Origin of the sequence: Massilia sp. PWRC2 (assembly GCF_049896725.1) — a bacterium.
GTDB lineage: Bacteria > Pseudomonadota > Gammaproteobacteria > Burkholderiales > Burkholderiaceae_D > JAFCUW01.
Window position 1 is genome coordinate 13,282 of the sequence record NZ_JAFCUW010000009.1, and the last position, 16,487, is coordinate 29,768.

Here is a 16,487-nt window from a genome sequence, read left to right on the forward strand (position 1 = left end):
GCGGTGGTGGTTTTCTCTGTCAGTGGCGCGGTGCAATCGCAGCGCCGCGCTACTACGGCAGCAGGGATGCGCGGCCGCCTCGTTGAATGCGAATGTGTCGACGGATCGCGGCGCCAGCAAGGAACATGCACACCGACTTTGAAAGTGACATGGCAAACAACATCCTGCGCACCCGAGCAAACCAGCTTGCCAAGGGCGCCATGATGGCGGAGGGCGAATATCGACTTGGTGCGGTAGCGAGCTTGTTTTTGGCTGCCACCATGCGCAATTGCCGCCGCGATCACGCGAAGGCGGCAACTGCCGAGAACTACCAGCGCCGCCCTGTCGCCCGCACAGGTGCGTGGCGGTGGCGAAACGCAGTGGCTGCGTTGCAAGGGTCTGTGCAACTTTTTTGACAGAAGGCCTGACCGATAGTTACACATTAGCATTATTTAATCTGACTAGCTAGACTGTGAATGTCAACTTTCTGAACGATCTACAACACCCCCTCCATCGCGCTGATACGAGGCCGGCATTGTGTCGTCAAGCCACCACAAGACGACTGGTCTAATTTCAGCTATACTGCTTGCCATGAGCACTGACCCATCCAGCGTACGCCAGCACATTCTCGACACCGGTAAAGCCATCATCACGGGCAAGGGCTATAGCGCCGTCGGGCTCAATGAAATCCTGTCGGCGGCCGGCGTACCCAAGGGATCGTTCTATCACTACTTCAAATCGAAGGAACTGTTTGGCGAGGCCATGCTCCACGACTACGTCAACGCCTATCTGGCCGACCTCGACACCATGCTGGCCGCCAACGGCACGCCGGCAGCGGCGCGCCTGATGCGCTACTGGGCTGGCTGGCTGGCTGAATCGGGCGATGAATGCGCCGGCTGCAAGTGCCTGGTAGTCAAGCTCAGCGGTGAAGTGGCCGACATGTCCGAAGCCATGCGCGCCGCGCTGCTAAATGGCACCAACCAGATCGTGCAACGGCTCGCTGCCTGCATCAACGAAGGCCAGGCCGATGGCTCGATCGGCGCCGCCGCACCAGCACAGCACACCGCGCTGGCACTGTACGAAATGTGGCTGGGCGCGGCCTTGCTGACCAAGCTGCGGCGCGAACCGAGCGCGCTGCACGGCGCCACCCGCACCACCCGCACTCTGCTGGGCCTGGCGGAGGGCGACCTGATTCGCGCCGGCGCTAGCCGCCAATAAGCAACCAGCGCTGTCCCCACCAATTTTTTGATCATTTTATAGACGACCAGTCTAATACAGGAGCAAGCATGCAGAATTTTAACTTTTACAATCCCACCCGCATCGTTTTCGGTGCCGACACCATCGCTGCGCTGTCCGACCTGGTACCGCCGACAGCGCGCGTCTTGATCCTGTTTGGCGGCGCCAGCGCCGAAAAAACCGGCACCCTGACCGAAGTGCGCAAGGCCCTGGGCCAGCGCGCGGTGCAGGAATTTGGCGGCATCGAACCGAATCCCAGCTTTGAGACCTTGATGCGGGCCGTGGCGCAAGTGCGCAGCGAAAAGATCGACTTCCTGCTCGCCGTCGGCGGCGGCTCGGTCATCGACGGCACCAAGTTTGTGGCCGCCGCCGCCCATCACCAGGGTGATCCGTGGGACATCATGCTCACCGGCGGCGCCAGCGTCAGCGGCGCGCTGCCGTTCGGCACCGTCTTGACCTTGCCAGCCACCGGCTCGGAAATGAACAACGGCTCGGTCATCACGCACAAGGCCAGCCACACCAAGCTGCCATTTAGCAGCGCCCACGTGTACCCGCAGTTTTCCGTACTCGACCCCACCAAGACCTACACGCTGCCAGTCAAACAGGTGGCCAATGGCGTGGTCGATGCGTTCGTCCACATCGTCGAGCAATACCTGACCTACCCGGTCCAGGCCCTGCCGCAAGACCGTTTTGCCGAGGGCCTGCTGCAAACGCTGGTCGAGATCGCCCCGCAAGTGCTGGCCGAACCGACCGACTATGCCAGCCGCAGCAATCTGATGTGGACTGCCACCCTGGCGCTCAATGGCCTGATCGGTGCCGGCGTGCCGCAAGACTGGGCCACTCACATGATCGGCCACGAACTGACGGCGCTGTATGACATCGACCACGCCCGCACGCTGGCCATCGTGCTGCCTGCCCTGCTCCACGTACAGCGCGACAGCAAACGGGCGAAGCTGCTTCAATATGGCCAGCGCGTGTGGGGTATCAGCAGCGGCAGCGACGATGCGCGCATCGACGCCGCCATCGCCGCCACCCGCACCTTTTTTGAAAGCGTTGGCATTCCCACCCGTTTGTCCGCCTACGGGCTGGGGGCGCAGGCCATCAATGACGTGCTGGCCCAGCTCGAAGCGCACGGCATGACGGCGCTGGGCGAACACGGCGACGTCAACCTGGCCCGCAGCCGCACCATTCTTGAAACCGCGCTGTAAGGCCAGCGCACGCCAGCGCAAGCAAGCGCCGTTCCCCCAACCGCACAAGGACATGCCATGCCACAAACCGCTGACCGCAACCGCAGCATCGTGCTGCAACAACGCCCGCACGGCGCACCCGACGCCGCCACCTTCTCTCTGACCGAAACGGCGCTGCCCGCGCCGCAGGAAGGCCAGCTGCTGCTGCGCACCGTGCTGCTCTCGCTCGATCCGTATATGCGCGGGCGCATCAGCGACGCGCCGTCGTACGCCGCGCCGGTGGCGGTCGGTGCGGTGATGGTCGGCGCCACCGTCGCCCGCGTGGTCGCCTCGCGCCATGCCGGCTTTGCCGTCGGCCAGCTGGTGCTCTCGTACAGCGGCTGGCAGGATTACGCGCTGTCGGACGGCACCGGCCTGACCGTGCTGGCCGACGATGGCCATGCCGTGCGCGCGCTGGGCGTGCTGGGCATGCCCGGTTTTACCGCCTACATGGGCTTGCTCGACATCGGCCAGCCGGCCGCCGGCGAGACGGTGGTGGTGGCCGCCGCCAGCGGCGCGGTCGGCTCGCTGGTGGGCCAGATCGCCCGTCTCAAAGGCGCGCGCGTGGTCGGCATTGCCGGTGGCGCCGACAAGTGCCGCTACGTGGTCGACGAACTGGGCTTTGACGCCTGCATCGACCACCGTGCCGCCGATTTCGCCGCCCAGCTGGCAGCGGCCTGCCCGGCCGGCATCGACGTGTATTTTGAAAACGTCGGCGGCGCCGTGTTCGATGCCGTGCTGCCGCTACTAAACAGCAAGGCCCGCGTGCCCGTCTGCGGCCAGATTGCCAATTACAACGCCACCGCCCTGCCCGCTGGCCCGGACCGCCTGGGCCTGCTGACCCGCACCATCTTGACCAAGCGCATCCGCATGCAGGGCTTTATTATTTTTGACGATTATGGCGCGCGCTTCGGCGAATTCCACGCCCAGATGAGCGCCTGGCTCAGGGATGGCAAGATCAAGTTCCGCGAAGACATCGTCGATGGCCTCGAAAATGCGCCGCAAGCCTTCAGCGGCCTGCTCGAAGGCAAAAACTTCGGCAAGCTGGTGATCCGCCTTGCCAGTGACTAAACGACGATGAAGCAACGACGAAGCAACGACGAAACAACGACGAAACAACGACCAAATTCACCCACAGGAGCAACACATGAATGTATTGATGGTACTGACCTCGCACGACCAACTGGGCAACACTGGCAAAAAAACCGGCTTCTGGCTGGAAGAATTCGCCGCCCCGTATTACACGCTGAAAGACGCCGGCGCCACCCTTACCCTGGCCTCGCCGCTGGGCGGCCAGCCGCCGCTCGACCCAAAAAGCGATGAGCCCGATGCGCAGACGGACGCCACCCGCCGTTTCAAGGCCGATAGCGCCGCCCAGGCGGCACTGGCGGCCACCATCAAGCTGGCCACCGTCAAGGCAGCCGACTTCGACGCCGTGTTCTACCCGGGCGGCCACGGCCCGCTGTGGGACCTGGCTGAAGACCGCGACTCGATCGCCCTGATCGAAGCGATGATCGGCGCCGGCAAGCCGGTTGCCGCCGTCTGCCACGCGCCTGGCGTGCTGCGCCACGTCAAAGCCGCCGACGGCGCGCCGCTGGTCAAGGGCAAGCAGGTCACCGGTTTTACCAACACGGAAGAAGATGCCGTCGGCCTGACCGCTGTCGTCCCTTTCCTGGTTGAAGACATGCTCAAGGAAAACGGCGGCGTGTATTCGAAAGGCGCCGACTGGGCATCGTATGTGCTCACCGATGGCTTGTTAATCACCGGCCAGAACCCGGCGTCGTCGGAAGCCGGCGCGCACGCGCTGATCAAGCTGCTGGCCTGATCCGCCGCCACCGTGCACGGGATCGCCCGTGCACGCGCGCACATGCACCACGCCCACCGCGCAGTGGGCGTTTCCATTTGTAGAGGCCGTATTGCGCTGCGCTGCCTTGATCTCCCATAAAAAATCGTTAACTTAATTTGAGCGAAATCAAACGTCATTTGTGACGAACGACTAAATTCACATTATTGAATGTTGCAATTTGGAAAGATGAGTCTGCTCTTTTCGTCACATGCGTGTGGAAGACCGTCGTCATGGCAACCGCAGACCCCCTGCTGTATTGGCAAGACCCGCAGGTCGACATCGGCTTGCATGCGCTGCTCGTCGGTGTCGATCACTATCGATACGGCAGCGGGGGTGCCAGCGCCAGCAGTGACGGTGATGGCGCTGCGCCGCCGGCCTTCAACATTGCCGAGCTGGCAGCGCCGGCCCGCACGGCATGGGACCTGGCCCAGTGGCTGATCAACAACCGCGACAGGCTGTCCGTTCCCCTCAAGTCGATTCGCTTGCTGGCCTCACCGGCAGCCGCGGAGATCGCGCGGGAAGCAGCGCTGGCGCAGCTTCCCGCAGCCAACTTTATGAACGTGCGCGCCGCTGCCCACGCCTGGCGCAACGCCGCCGCGACGTCGCGCGCCAACGTCACCTGGTTTTATTTTGGCGGGCACGGCATGCAGCGCACCAAGGACGCCACGGTATTACTGCTGGACGATTTTCAAGATCCGCTCGGCGCCCCGCTGGCGGGAACGATCGAAGAACGCAATATCTATGGCGGCATGGGCAACCTCATCAGCTTGCCGGAACTGGCCCGCACGCAATGGTATTTTATCGATGCCTGCCGCCTGGATATGCCCAAATTGAACCGATTCGAGGGCCACTACTCGCCCACCGTGTTCGACGTCGAACTGCACGGTAAGGATGACCGCAGCGCACCGATCTTCCATGCGGCAGCGCCCGGTTACCCCGGCTGGGCGATCAAAGGCGCGCAAACCCGGTTCGGCAGGGATCTGCTGGCCTGCCTGGGCGGCATGGGCGCCGAAAAATTGCGTCACCCCGATGGCACTGCCGGCTGGTATGTGACGGCCACCAAGCTGTATGACGCGATGGCACAGATGAACCAGGCGTTCAACCGCGACTACGGCGATGACGCCCGCACCTTCACCATCGAAAACTTCAATGCGAAGGCGGTGACGCTGCAGATTTGCGCCATCGACGGTACCCCGCAAGTGCCGTGCGTACTGATGCTGGCGCCGCTGGAGGCGGCAAAACTGGTGTCGATCACCCTGGCGGTGGTGCAGGATCCGTCGAAGGTCCGTGTGATTGAGCCGCCGCTCAGCTCGCCCTGCGCATTTACCCAGGATGCCGGTTACTACTTCATCGGTGGCGACTTCAGTGCCCACCCGAAGCCGCCTTACCACAACTATCCCAGCGAACCGGTGTCAGTGATGCCGCCGTCGTTCGATTTCCCACTCCATTTTCAGCGAGCCAGTCCATGAGTGTCCTCGAACAAGGTCTCGGCGACAGCAATCTGTACAGCGCGTTGAAACACGCGCCCGTTGAGATTCGCGACGCCGAGGCAGTCCTGATGGGCAGGTCATCGCTCGCCACGCTCATCGAGCATGGCCGCATGGCAGGCCAGCAAGCGCTGCCCGCCGGCGCCTACATGGCAAACATTGGATTGCCGACCGGTACCAGGCTGGTGGCACCCCTGGAGATCGGGCACGACGGCGCCGTCAGTGAAGCCGCCACCAGCAAGTTGCTGGCGCTGCTGCGCAATGCCACGCAAACGACGGCCAGTGTCGCTGTTGCCGGGCGCGCGCCAGCACAGGCGGCGCGCCAGCGCTCAGCCGATCGCGCCAGCGCCGTGTTCATGTGCCTGTTTCGCGGCACCTCCGACTTCCTGGGCTGCCAGCCGGTCGATGAAATCAATCTGCACGACCTGTCGCCAACCGAACTGGCAACGCATGCGCAAGGACTCAGCCTGACCAACCGCGGGCAGATCAGTCTGACCATGCAGTTGCTGCAGAGCGGCGCGCCGCCATGGCACATCCTGGTACCGCCCGGCTGCACGGTGTCGGTGCTGCGCCAGCCCGATGCCGCGCGGCCACGCATCACCATGCTGCTCAATGTACCCCTGATCGATCAACTGATCGCCCTGCGCTCGAACGGTGCCTTGAGCGAAGCGATCGGCGTGGCCGGAACGCTGCACGTGGCCGACGTCCTGGACATTGCCAACAGCCATCCATTTGCCGCCATCGCCGCTGCCTATGTGCTGCTGCGCACCGGCGAACTGAGCGACGCTGAGCAATCCATCGCTGCGCTGGCAGAGCAGTGTGGCGCGCAGCCAGACCTGACCATCCTGCTGGCCGAGCTGTGTGCCCGCCAAGGTCACCACGCCGAGGCACAGCAAGGGTTTATAAAGGCAGCGGGGCAGGGCCTGCCGCTGGCCTGCACTGGCTTGACTTACCTGGTGGACCGCCTCAGTTTTTACGCCTGCGCGCAAGGGGCCGATGGCTACGCCCAGCGCAGCGTGCTGCGGCAGGCCTTGCTGGCACCGGAGCGCTTTGCGCTGCGCTGCGACTACCGAATGATATTTACCAACTATACCGGAGCGGCGCCGGGAAAGCCCGGCGACGAGGTATGGAATCGCAACGCGGTACCCCCACCGTTTGAAGCGATTATTTCTCGAAGTACCCCAACGATATGAGGAGAACGTCATGAATGACAACAACACGCCCCGTCCATCAGCACACGACGATGCACTGGCTGACAGCCTGTCCGTCTCACCAGCGCAGATTGCTGAACTGACCAGCATCATCGCTGCATCGAAAGACCAGTTGATGGCGCCGACCGAATTTTGCGAGGTGTGGCCCAAAGTGCAAAATGGCTTGTCCACGCTGAAAGACGTACTGCAAGTGGTACCCGGCATCAGTGGCCTGGTCGTTCCCGCCATCGTCATCGTACTCACGGCCGGCAGCGCTGCAGCGAGTCATTACTGTCCAAAATGAGATCGTGGATCGATTCGTGGACAAGTTCGATCAACTGCTGGCCGAGGCGCGCGCCAGCGCCGATCTGCAGCACAGCGCGCCGAACGCGGAACGCTTGACGCTGACCATCTACAGCCCCGCTGCCAATGATGATCTGCAGGGGAACACGGCCATGGGCATGCTGCCGTCCATCTCGGCGCGTGCCATCGACCTGATCGTCGCCTTCGAAGTGGGCGGCGAACAGCCGTATAACCAGCGCTATCGCCACCCCATCTGGCCGCGGGGACAGTCGGGCATCACCTGCGGCATTGGCTATGACCTCGGCTATGTGACGCCGTTGCAGCTGGCGGCCGACTGGCGCGGCCACACATCAGACGCCAATCTCGCGCTGCTGGCCAAAGCCTGCGGCATCAAGGGGAGCGCCGCGCTGCTGCTGCCGCCGCTCGCTGCCGTCGATATTGGCTTTGCCAGCGCGATGGCGGTGTTTCAAACCACCGTGCAGCAGACCATCGTCCAGACGCTGCGCGCCTTGCCGAATGCGGCCGCACTCGATGGCGATTGCCTCGGCGCGCTGGTGTCGCTGGTGTACAACGGTGGCGCCTTGTTTGCGCTGCCGGGCGAGCGTTACCTGGAGATGCGGCAGATCCGCGAGGATGTCGCCGCCCGCCGCTTCGCCCTGGTGCCGCAGCGTCTGCGCAGCATGAAGCGGCTGTGGCAAAACATCGCGGACGCGCGCGGGCTGCTGCGGCGCAGGGAACTCGAGGCGCTGCTATTCGAAGCCGGATTGACGCAGGCGCCGTCAATGGCAGGCGCCGAATCCGGGCGCACGCCAGCGCCGCCCTAACGATTAAGCGGGCAGCGCGATGGTGGCCACCACCCCACCCTGCGGATGATTGGCCAGCCGCAGTTCGCCACCGTGTCCTTGCACGATGTCGCGCGCGATACCGAGCCCCAGCCCCATGCCGCCGGCGTTCTGGTGGCGCCCATGGTCGAGCCGCACATACGGATCGAACAGGCTGCGCAAGGCTTCCTCGGGCACGCCCGGTCCATGGTCGCGGATGCGGATTTCCAGCTTGCCGGCGTGCGCGGCGACGGCGATTTCGGCGCGCTGGCCGTAGAACAGGGCGTTGTCGAGCAGGTTGCCGATGGCCCGCTTGAGCGCCAGCGGCTTGGCCGTCACCGCCAGCCCCGACTCGGCAAACGCCACCTCGTGCGACGCCAGGCGGGCGCCGCGCACGATGCGGCCGATCAGCACGTCAAGCCGCACCTCGGTCGGATTTTCATAAATGTCGCTGTCCTTGACGCACTGCAGGGCGCCCTTGACCATCATGTCGAGATCATCGAGGTCGTCGTGAAATTCGTCGCGCAGGGCGTCGTCGTCGAGCAGTTCGGCGCGCAGTTTCAGGCGCATGATGGGGGTGCGCAGGTCGTGCGAGATCGACACGAACAGGCGCTCGCGATCTTTTAGATAGCACTCGATGCGCTCGCGCATGGCGGCAAACGCGCGCGCGGTGTTGACGAATTCACGACTGCCCGTCTGCGGCAGCGGCGCCGCATTATCACCATTGCCGATCGCCTCGGCCGCATGCGAGAGTGCTTCGAGCGGCCGCGTGATCGAGCGCACCACCAGGATCGTCAATAGCAGCACGGCCAGCAGCGACAGTACCTGCGGCTGCAGGCGTTCGAGCGAAATCGGGTTGGAGGCGTCAAGAAAATACGGGTTCGGCATCAAGCCGGCCAGGTACAGCCAGTTGCCCGGCTCCAGTTCGACCTGCACCACCATGATGGGCGCCGGCTTGGGCGCCGTCAGCAGGATGTGCTGGACCCAGTTATCCGGCAGGCTGGCGACACGGGCGCCGTCGTTGGCGACGGTGAGGGTGTCGGGCCAGGCCAGGCCGACCCGTACATGTCCCACATGCGGCAAGTCTTGCGCCATCACGCGGCCGACCTGGTCGACGGCGATGGCCGCCAGCGGGTTGTCGTCGATGCCGCGCAAGGCCACCGGGGCATTATTCAGATTGACGAAAAAACGCGTGCCGCCCATCTCGCGGAACTGCTGGATCACCAGCGGCCGGTAATTCGGCGGCAAGCTCAAAAAATACCGCACCGCGCGGCTGGCACTGTGCGCCAGGTGGCTGGCGGCGGTGCGCGTCTCGACATCCGATTCGGCGCGCAGCTGGCGCGCCCAGATGGCGTGACCGGCCAGCTGCGCCAGCATCACACCGACCACCATCACCAGCGACAGGCGGCCGAGCAGCGACTGCGGCAGCGGCGACCAACGCTGCCGGAGAGCCCGTTCAGGCATGCGAGGCGCTCACTTCGGCCGAGAACACATAGCCGGCGCCGCGCACCGTCTTGATCAACAGCGGCTGTTTGCCGGCGTCATTGAGGCGCAGGCGCAGGCGGCTGATCTGCACGTCGAGCGCGCGGTCGAGCGGGCCGGCATCGCGCCCGCGCGTCTCTTCGCACAGGGCGTTGCGGTCGAGGATATCTCCGGGGCGCTCGACAAAATAGCGCAGCAGCTGAAAATCCAGACCGGTCAGCTGCACCAGCTGGCCTTGGCTATCGGTGACGGTGCGCTCGCGCGTGTCGAGCGTAAAACCGGCAAAACGATAAAAACGGTTAGCCGCATTTTCCATGCCGGTGCGGCGGTGAATCGCCTTGATCCGCGCCAGCAGTTCGCGCGGGCTGTACGGTTTGCCGATGTAGTCGTCGGCGCCCAGTTCAAGTCCCACCACGCGGTCGGTCTCGTCGGAGCTGGCGGTGAGCATGATGATGGGGACATTCGAACGGCGCCGCACCAGCTTGCACAAGGCAAAACCGTCGGTATCGGGCAGCATGACGTCGAGGATCACCAGCGACAGTTCGTCGACATGGCGGTTAAATTCAGCCTGAAAACTCTCGCCGTTGTGCGATAGCCGCACCTCGTACTGGTTCTTTTCGAGGTAGGCCTTGAGCAGGGTCCGGGTTTTCTGGTCGTCGTCGACGATAAGTATTTTGCGCATGCGGTCAATCTGCTTTATTCATGGTTTACACGGCGCCGCTGACGACGCCTGCTCGGCGCAGCATCACTTTCGGCTGGTGGCGGCGGCAATAAGCGCCAGCTGGCGCTGGGCTTCGGCCACGCTGACCGTGTCGGTGACGAAGAAGCGGTGCACCGCGCCCACCATGGCGTCGCGCGTGAGTTCATCGGTGGCCATGCGGTGCGTCAGGCTCGGCACCTGCACCGCGCTGCCGCGCGCATACAGCTTCCACGAAGCGCGCGACCAGCTGTCCATCTTCGCCAGATCGGGATTGCGCAGCGCCGGAATCGAGCCCTTGATCTGGTTGTAGTCGGCCTGGATGGCTGGCGACGTCACTGCCAGCGCCAGCTTGTCCTGCGCGCGGCGGTCGGCGCCGTCGCCCGCCAGCATCACCAGGGTGTCTACATCATACAGAAACAGCTCGGCCGTCCCCGGCACCGCCACGCAGCCGAACACGCCGTCGAGCGCATAGCCCCAGGCATTGAGCTCCCCCTTGCCGAAGTCGCCCATCACCATCATCGCCGCACCGCCCTCGGCGAGCTGGCGCGCGCTGTCGGTCCACGGCCGTTCCTGCAGCGGCGCGGCGATCCATTTTTTCATGGCGCGCAGGCGCTGCAAGGCCTGCGCCAGGCGCGGATCGGCGAACGAGCGCGCATCCTTGCGCACGAACAGGTCGCCATAAAACTGCGCGCCGCCTTCGGCCAGCACCAGCGTTTCGAACAGCGTGGCGATCTGCCACGGCTCGCTGCTCTGCGCCAGCACCGCCACCCCGCCCTGCTGCAGGCGGGTGGCGACGCGCTCGAACTGCGCCCAGTTTTGCGGCGGCGCCAGGTTGAAGCGGGCCAGCAGCTTGCGGTTGTAAAACAGCGTATTGATGCGGTGAATCCCCAGCGGGGCGGCAATTACGTGGCCGCGCCGCTGCACCATGGCCATCAGGGAAGGCTGCAGCAGGCGTTCCCATTTGCCAGCCTCGGCGACGGCGTCCAGATCGTGCAGCAAGCCCAGGTCGGCCCACTCGCCCTGGGTGACGGGGCCATTTAACTGGGCCACTTGGGGGGCCTGGCCGGCCAGCACGCGGCTTTTCAGGACGATGCTGGCGCCGACCCCGGAGCCCCCCGGAATGAGCACGCTTTTCCACTCGAGATTGTCGTCGCGCAGGCGTTCGCCAAGCAGGCTGATGGCCTTGTTTTCGCTCGTTGAATTCCACCAGTGCAGCACTTGCAGGGTCTGCGCCTGGGCTGCCGCGCTGGCGGCGAGCAACACGGGCAGGGCCAGCCGGGCCAGCCGCGAAGCGGCGACCGAAACGCCCCCACGCGCCGTATCTGATCTGTGCAAAGTGTCCCCTTCCGCCGCGGCTTGTGAAATTGCCGCGCGCCTGCCGCCCTTTTTGGGTCATTGTCAGGCGTGACTATAGCCCATATCGGCAGGGCCCGACATGTTAACAAACCGCCCTGCTGTGTAATGTTTTGTAATGTTGTCTGCCGTAGTGTTACAGCGCTCTTTTTGCACCGACGCGGGGCATGCACCAGCGTGGCGATCCGACAACGCTTAGGTTTGCACCACTTCGGCACATTTTGAATGTAAGGAAACGTAAGCGCTCATCAGCGGCGCGTATACGCATTATTCATAACAATCAATTACTTAAGCGCTGATGCGGGGGCTGCACCCGGCGCCAGTGGTGTCACATTGATTGCGCTGCTAGTCTCTGGTCCGTTGTACACAAACCATCAAAATAATAAACGAGGAGACCCATGAAGATCATCATGCTTGCCGCAATTCCCGCCGCCCTGGCCATGGCCCTGGCGCCTGTTTCCGCTTTCGCCGGCGATGAGCCCGGCTTTCACGGTTACCTGCGCGCCGGCGCCGGCAGCAGCTCGGTCAAAGGACCGCAAAGCTGCTATGGCCTCGGTGGCAACACCATGAAATACCGCCTCGGCAACGAATGCGACGCTTACGGCGAATTCGGCTACACCCAGGCGCTGGTCAAGACCGACAACGGCGTCACCTTCCTTGGCACCATCTGGGCCGACGTCTTCAGCCCCAAATCGGACTTCGGCGACGCCAAGCTGGGCATCGCCAAGGCCTACGTCGAAGCACGCGGGCTCGACTTCCTCAACGGCGGCACCGCCTGGATGGGCAAGCGTTACTACTACCGTCCCGACATCCACATGCTGGACTTGCAGTACATCAACATGAACGGCACCGGCGCCGGTATCGACCAGTACCCTGTCGGTCCAGGCAAGCTCAGTTATGCCTTCTTCAAGGATAACGACATCAACCAGACCAATGCAGCCGGCGTCCTCAGCGCTGCCTCGGCCACCCGCCAGAACCTGATTTACGGCGACATCCCCGTCAATCCGGACGGCACGCTCGACGTCGCCACCTCGCTGATCACCGCCCAGGGCGGCAGCGACACCCACAATGGCTACCAGGTCACGCTGCTGCACAAGCAGGCCAAAGTCATGGGCGGCAACAACGTATTCGGCGTGCAATACGGCGTCGGCCCTGGCACCGGTGTCGGTGGCGCCTGCTGCGACCGGATCGGCGCATCCGGCAGCACCCTGCTGGGCTCGGATGTGACGCGCACCCGCATCTTCAATGACCTGGCGATCCAGCCAAGCACCAATTTTGGCATGGAATTTGTCGCCCTGGCGCAGCGCGACAAGTCCGATGCCAACGGTTCCTCGACCTGGACCTCGCTGGGCGTGCGCCCCGTGTACGCGGTGCATAAAAATGTCAAACTGGCGCTGGAACTGGGCACCGACCGCGTGACGGTACCGAACGGCCCGGCCATGCGCCTGACCAAGATCACCTTCGCCCCGTCGATCTCGGCCGGCCCTGGCCTGTTTGACCGTCCGGAACTGCGCGCCTTCGCGACCTACGGAAAATGGAACGATGCAGCCACCAGCGCTGTCAATGCTAATAACAACTCCGGTCCCGTGTACGGCAGCCGCACCAGCGGCTTCTCCTACGGTGTGCAGCTGGAAACCTGGTTCTGATACGTTGAAGCCTGGGCAGTAAGGCGCTTGAGCTGGTCCCCCCGCCGGGTGAGTTGCACGTCGCACGTCGCGCATCTCACCTGGCTATGAGAAAACACCAACAAGGAGTCTGGAGATGAAACTGAAACACATCGTTGCGCTGACCACCCTGGCGATCGCCAGCAGCGCGTATGCCACCGACGTCGAAGTGCTGCACTACTGGACCTCGGGCGGCGAAGCCAAGTCGGCTGCCGAACTCAAACGCATCGTCAAGGAAGCCGGCTATGGCTGGAAAGACTTCGCCGTGGCTGGCGGCGGTGGCGAAAACGCCATGACGGCGCTGAAAACCCGCGTCTTTTCCGGCAACCCGCCGACCGCCGCCCAGATCAAGGGGCCATCGATCCAGGAGTGGGGCCGCGAAGGCATGCTGGCCAATATCGATGAAGCGGCCGTGGCCGGCAAATGGGACGCCGTGCTGCCGAAAGTGGTCGCCGACGTCATGAAGTACAAGGGCCATTACGTGGCGGCGCCGGTCAATGTGCACCGCGTCAACTGGGTGTGGGCCAATCCGGAAGTGCTGAAAAAAGCCGGCGTGGTCGGCGTGCCGACCACCATCGACGGCTTCCTCGAGGCTGCTGAAAAGATCAAGAAATCGGGCGCCATCGCCATCGCCCACGGCGGCCAGCCGTGGCAGGATGCCACCCTGTTCGAAACCATCGCACTGGGGGTGGGCGGACCGGCGTTCTACCAGAAGGCCCTGGTCTCGCTCGACCAGAGCGCGCTGACCAGCCCCACCATGGTCAAGGTGTTCGATACCCTCGGCAAGGTCAAGGGCTACATCGACAAGGATGCACCGGGCCGTGACTGGAACCTGGCCACCGCCATGATCATCAATGGCAAGGCTGGCTTCCAGTTCATGGGTGACTGGGCCAAGGGCGAATTCGCCGCTGCCGGCAAGGTGCCGGGCAAGGATTACCTGTGCGCCGCCGCACCAGGGACCGCCAATGCCTACACCTTCAACATTGACTCCTTCGCCATGTTCCAGCAAAAGAGTGCCGATGCCAAGAAAGGGCAGATCGCCCTGGCCAACGCCATCATGAACCCGGCCTTCCAGTCGGTGTTCAACTTGAACAAGGGCTCGATCCCGGTCCGTTCGGGCGTCTCGAAAGACAAGTTCGATGACTGCGCGCTCAAGTCGATGGCTGACCTCGATGCGTCCAGCAAGAGCGGCACCCTGGTGCCGTCGCTGGCCCACGGCATGGCGGTTCCTTCGGCCACCCAGGGCGCCATTTCCGACGTCATCGCCAAGTTCATGAATACTTCCATGAGCTCGGCTGACGCCGTGGCCGCACTGGCCAAGGCAGCCAAGACCAAGTGATCTAAGTGATCGAACAGGGCGGCGCGCAACTGGCGCCGCCCGCCTGGTTGATCCATGTAATTCCACCGGTATGACCATGTCGCTCAAAAATGTGTTTGAAAAGACGATACCGAAACTGGTGCTGGGGCCCACGCTCCTCGCCAGTTTGCTGTTCGTCTACGGTTTCATCTTCCTCACCGGGTATCTGTCGCTGACCGAATCGCGCATGATGCCCAACTTCGAATTCGCCGGCCTGGGCCAGTACATCACCCTGTTCGACAATGAACGCTGGTGGACTTCGCTGGCCAACCTGGGCATCTTCGGCACCCTGTTCATCGGTTTTAGCGTGGCCATCGGCCTGTTCCTGGCCATCCTGCTCGACCAGAAAATCCGCGCCGAGGGCGCCCTGCGCGCCGTCTACCTGTACCCGATGGCGCTGTCCTTCATCGTCACCGGCACTGCCTGGAAATGGATGCTCAACCCCAGCCTGGGGCTGGAAAAGGTGATGCATGACTGGGGCTGGACCTCGTTCCACTTCGACTGGCTGGTCAATGCCGACATGGCCATTTATACGGTCGTCATCGCCGGCGTGTGGCAATCGTCCGGCTTTGTCATGGCGCTGTTTCTGGCGGGCCTGCGCGGCATCGACGACGACATCATCAAGGCGGCCCAGGTCGACGGCGCTTCTCTGCCCACCATTTACCGCCGCATCGTTATCCCCGCCATGCGCCCGGTGTTTTTCAGCGTGCTGCTGATCCTGTCGCACATTGCCATCAAAAGTTTTGACCTGGTCATTGCCCTCACTGCGGGCGGCCCCGGCAACGCGTCGTCGGTGCCGGCCATTTTCATGTACCAGTTTTCCTTCACCCGCGGCCAGCTGGGACTGGGATCGGCGTCGGCCATGATGATGCTTGCCACCATCGTCGCCGTGCTGGTGCCCCTGATGTATCTCGAAGCGCGCAGCAACAAGGCCATGCGATGAAAGCCACTCTCACCCCTGCCCGCCTGGTGTTGTACCTGCTGCTGGCGCTGTTCGTGCTGTATTACATCGCGCCGCTCTACGTCATGCTGTCGACCTCGTTCAAGACGCTCGATGAAATCCGCAGCGGCAACCTGCTATCGCTGCCGCACGGCGTCAACACCGAAGCATGGCGGCGCGCCTGGTCGTCTGCCTGTACCGGCACCACCTGCGACGGCCTGCAGCCGTTCTTCTGGAACTCGATCAAGATGGTGATCCCGGCGGTGGCCATCTCCACCCTGCTGGGCGCCTTCAACGGCTACGTCTTCGCCCACTGGCGCTTTCGCGGCTCCGACACGCTGTTTACCATGCTGCTGGTCGGCTGCTTCATTCCCTTCCAGGTGGTATTGCTGCCGATGGCAGGCCTGCTGGGCCAGTTCGGCCTGGCCAACACCACCACCGGCCTGGTGTTCGTCCACGTGGTGTATGGCACGGCCTTCACTACCCTGTTCTTCCGCAATTACTACGTCGGCGTGCCGGAAGAGCTGATCAAGGCGGCGCGCATCGATGGCGCCGGCTTTTTCCTCATTTTCCGCAAGGTGGTGCTGCCGATTTCCGGACCGATTTTTGTGGTGTGCGTGATCTGGCAATTCACCCAGATCTGGAACGACTTTCTGTTTGGCGTGGTGTTTGCCAGCGGCGAAGCGCAACCCATCACGGTGGGCTTGAACAACCTGGTCAATACCTCGACCGGGGTGCAGGAACACAACGTCAACATGGCAGCGGCCATCATCGCTGCCCTGCCGACCTTGCTGGTGTACCTGGTCGCCGGCCGCTATTTTGTGCGTGGGCTGACGGCCGGCGCAGTCAAAGGTTAATCAAGTAAGTACGTCAGTACGCTTGTTCGAACGCTTCAAGAATCAA

16 protein-coding genes are annotated in these 16,487 nt (G+C 63.3%); 13 read left to right on the forward strand and 3 right to left on the reverse strand.

Annotated elements, in window-relative coordinates:
* Positions 1-125: 125 nt before the first annotated feature.
* The 9 genes from ACP7BZ_RS17125 to ACP7BZ_RS17165 all read left to right on the forward strand — a co-directional run bounded on the left by ACP7BZ_RS17125 (position 126) and on the right by ACP7BZ_RS17165 (position 8,091).
* Entirely contained in the window at positions 126-395 is a 270-nt protein-coding gene (locus tag ACP7BZ_RS17125) for a hypothetical protein (protein WP_426115329.1), read from the forward strand.
* Positions 396-570: 175 nt separating this feature from the next.
* Positions 571-1,197, forward strand: a complete 627-nt coding sequence (locus ACP7BZ_RS17130; RefSeq protein WP_426115331.1) for a TetR/AcrR family transcriptional regulator — start codon at positions 571-573, stop codon at positions 1,195-1,197.
* Positions 1,198-1,265: 68 nt separating this feature from the next.
* On the forward strand, positions 1,266-2,423 hold the full coding sequence (locus ACP7BZ_RS17135) for an iron-containing alcohol dehydrogenase (protein ID WP_426115333.1): 1,158 nt from the start codon (positions 1,266-1,268) through the stop codon (positions 2,421-2,423).
* Positions 2,424-2,480: 57 nt separating this feature from the next.
* Entirely contained in the window at positions 2,481-3,512 is a 1,032-nt protein-coding gene (locus ACP7BZ_RS17140) for an NADP-dependent oxidoreductase (RefSeq protein WP_426115335.1), read from the forward strand.
* 76 nt (positions 3,513-3,588) lie between these two features.
* Positions 3,589-4,266 (forward strand): type 1 glutamine amidotransferase domain-containing protein, encoded by a 678-nt coding sequence (locus ACP7BZ_RS17145; RefSeq protein WP_426115337.1) that lies wholly within the window; start codon positions 3,589-3,591, stop codon positions 4,264-4,266.
* A gap of 251 nt (positions 4,267-4,517) precedes the next feature.
* Positions 4,518-5,756, forward strand: a complete 1,239-nt coding sequence (locus tag ACP7BZ_RS17150; protein WP_426115339.1) for a hypothetical protein — start codon at positions 4,518-4,520, stop codon at positions 5,754-5,756.
* A complete protein-coding gene (locus ACP7BZ_RS17155; RefSeq protein ID WP_426115341.1) occupies positions 5,753-6,967 on the forward strand; it encodes a tetratricopeptide repeat protein in 1,215 nt (404 codons plus the stop codon). The genes ACP7BZ_RS17150 and ACP7BZ_RS17155 overlap by 4 nt, the downstream gene beginning before the upstream one ends.
* A gap of 10 nt (positions 6,968-6,977) precedes the next feature.
* Entirely contained in the window at positions 6,978-7,268 is a 291-nt protein-coding gene (locus tag ACP7BZ_RS17160; protein WP_426115343.1) for a hypothetical protein, read from the forward strand.
* A gap of 4 nt (positions 7,269-7,272) precedes the next feature.
* On the forward strand, positions 7,273-8,091 hold the full coding sequence (locus ACP7BZ_RS17165; protein WP_426115345.1) for a hypothetical protein: 819 nt from the start codon (positions 7,273-7,275) through the stop codon (positions 8,089-8,091).
* A gap of 3 nt (positions 8,092-8,094) precedes the next feature.
* Here ACP7BZ_RS17165 and ACP7BZ_RS17170 read toward each other — a convergent pair whose 3' ends face one another.
* From ACP7BZ_RS17170 to ACP7BZ_RS17180, 3 genes are all read right to left on the reverse strand, one after another.
* Complete coding sequence (locus ACP7BZ_RS17170) at positions 8,095-9,552, reverse strand: ATP-binding protein (protein ID WP_426115347.1); 1,458 nt, start codon at positions 9,550-9,552, stop codon at positions 8,095-8,097.
* Positions 9,545-10,252 carry a response regulator gene (locus tag ACP7BZ_RS17175; protein ID WP_426115349.1) on the reverse strand — a complete coding sequence of 236 codons (708 nt, stop codon included), beginning with the start codon at positions 10,250-10,252 and terminating at the stop codon, positions 9,545-9,547. The genes ACP7BZ_RS17170 and ACP7BZ_RS17175 overlap by 8 nt, the downstream gene beginning before the upstream one ends.
* 63 nt (positions 10,253-10,315) lie before the next feature.
* On the reverse strand, positions 10,316-11,605 hold the full coding sequence (locus ACP7BZ_RS17180) for an ABC transporter substrate-binding protein (RefSeq protein WP_426115351.1): 1,290 nt from the start codon (positions 11,603-11,605) through the stop codon (positions 10,316-10,318).
* A gap of 416 nt (positions 11,606-12,021) precedes the next feature.
* Between ACP7BZ_RS17180 and ACP7BZ_RS17185 the strand changes: the two genes are divergently transcribed.
* From ACP7BZ_RS17185 to ACP7BZ_RS17200, 4 genes are all read left to right on the forward strand, one after another.
* Positions 12,022-13,269, forward strand: coding sequence for a maltoporin (locus ACP7BZ_RS17185; protein WP_426115353.1), 1,248 nt, complete (start codon positions 12,022-12,024; stop codon positions 13,267-13,269).
* 115 nt (positions 13,270-13,384) lie between these two features.
* Positions 13,385-14,626 (forward strand): ABC transporter substrate-binding protein, encoded by a 1,242-nt coding sequence (locus tag ACP7BZ_RS17190; protein ID WP_426115355.1) that lies wholly within the window; start codon positions 13,385-13,387, stop codon positions 14,624-14,626.
* A 76-nt stretch (positions 14,627-14,702) separates the two neighbouring features.
* On the forward strand, positions 14,703-15,587 hold the full coding sequence (locus ACP7BZ_RS17195) for a carbohydrate ABC transporter permease (protein ID WP_426115357.1): 885 nt from the start codon (positions 14,703-14,705) through the stop codon (positions 15,585-15,587).
* Positions 15,584-16,441: a carbohydrate ABC transporter permease gene (locus ACP7BZ_RS17200; RefSeq protein ID WP_426115359.1), complete on the forward strand. Its 858-nt coding sequence runs from the start codon at positions 15,584-15,586 to the stop codon at positions 16,439-16,441. The genes ACP7BZ_RS17195 and ACP7BZ_RS17200 overlap by 4 nt, the downstream gene beginning before the upstream one ends.
* The last annotated feature ends 46 nt before the right edge of the window (positions 16,442-16,487 follow it).

Coding starts and splice junctions, on each gene's coding strand:
- ACP7BZ_RS17175 (WP_426115349.1), bottom strand. CDS start 10,252: ATGCGCAAAATACTTATCGTCGACGACGACCAGAAAACCCGGACCCTG.
- ACP7BZ_RS17125 (WP_426115329.1), top strand. CDS start 126: ATGCACACCGACTTTGAAAGTGACATGGCAAACAACATCCTGCGCACC.
- ACP7BZ_RS17150 (WP_426115339.1), top strand. CDS start 4,518: ATGGCAACCGCAGACCCCCTGCTGTATTGGCAAGACCCGCAGGTCGAC.
- ACP7BZ_RS17185 (WP_426115353.1), top strand. CDS start 12,022: ATGAAGATCATCATGCTTGCCGCAATTCCCGCCGCCCTGGCCATGGCC.
- ACP7BZ_RS17160 (WP_426115343.1), top strand. CDS start 6,978: ATGAATGACAACAACACGCCCCGTCCATCAGCACACGACGATGCACTG.
- ACP7BZ_RS17140 (WP_426115335.1), top strand. CDS start 2,481: ATGCCACAAACCGCTGACCGCAACCGCAGCATCGTGCTGCAACAACGC.
- ACP7BZ_RS17135 (WP_426115333.1), top strand. CDS start 1,266: ATGCAGAATTTTAACTTTTACAATCCCACCCGCATCGTTTTCGGTGCC.
- ACP7BZ_RS17130 (WP_426115331.1), top strand. CDS start 571: ATGAGCACTGACCCATCCAGCGTACGCCAGCACATTCTCGACACCGGT.
- ACP7BZ_RS17155 (WP_426115341.1), top strand. CDS start 5,753: ATGAGTGTCCTCGAACAAGGTCTCGGCGACAGCAATCTGTACAGCGCG.
- ACP7BZ_RS17200 (WP_426115359.1), top strand. CDS start 15,584: ATGAAAGCCACTCTCACCCCTGCCCGCCTGGTGTTGTACCTGCTGCTG.
- ACP7BZ_RS17195 (WP_426115357.1), top strand. CDS start 14,703: ATGTCGCTCAAAAATGTGTTTGAAAAGACGATACCGAAACTGGTGCTG.
- ACP7BZ_RS17170 (WP_426115347.1), bottom strand. CDS start 9,552: ATGCCTGAACGGGCTCTCCGGCAGCGTTGGTCGCCGCTGCCGCAGTCG.
- ACP7BZ_RS17145 (WP_426115337.1), top strand. CDS start 3,589: ATGAATGTATTGATGGTACTGACCTCGCACGACCAACTGGGCAACACT.
- ACP7BZ_RS17190 (WP_426115355.1), top strand. CDS start 13,385: ATGAAACTGAAACACATCGTTGCGCTGACCACCCTGGCGATCGCCAGC.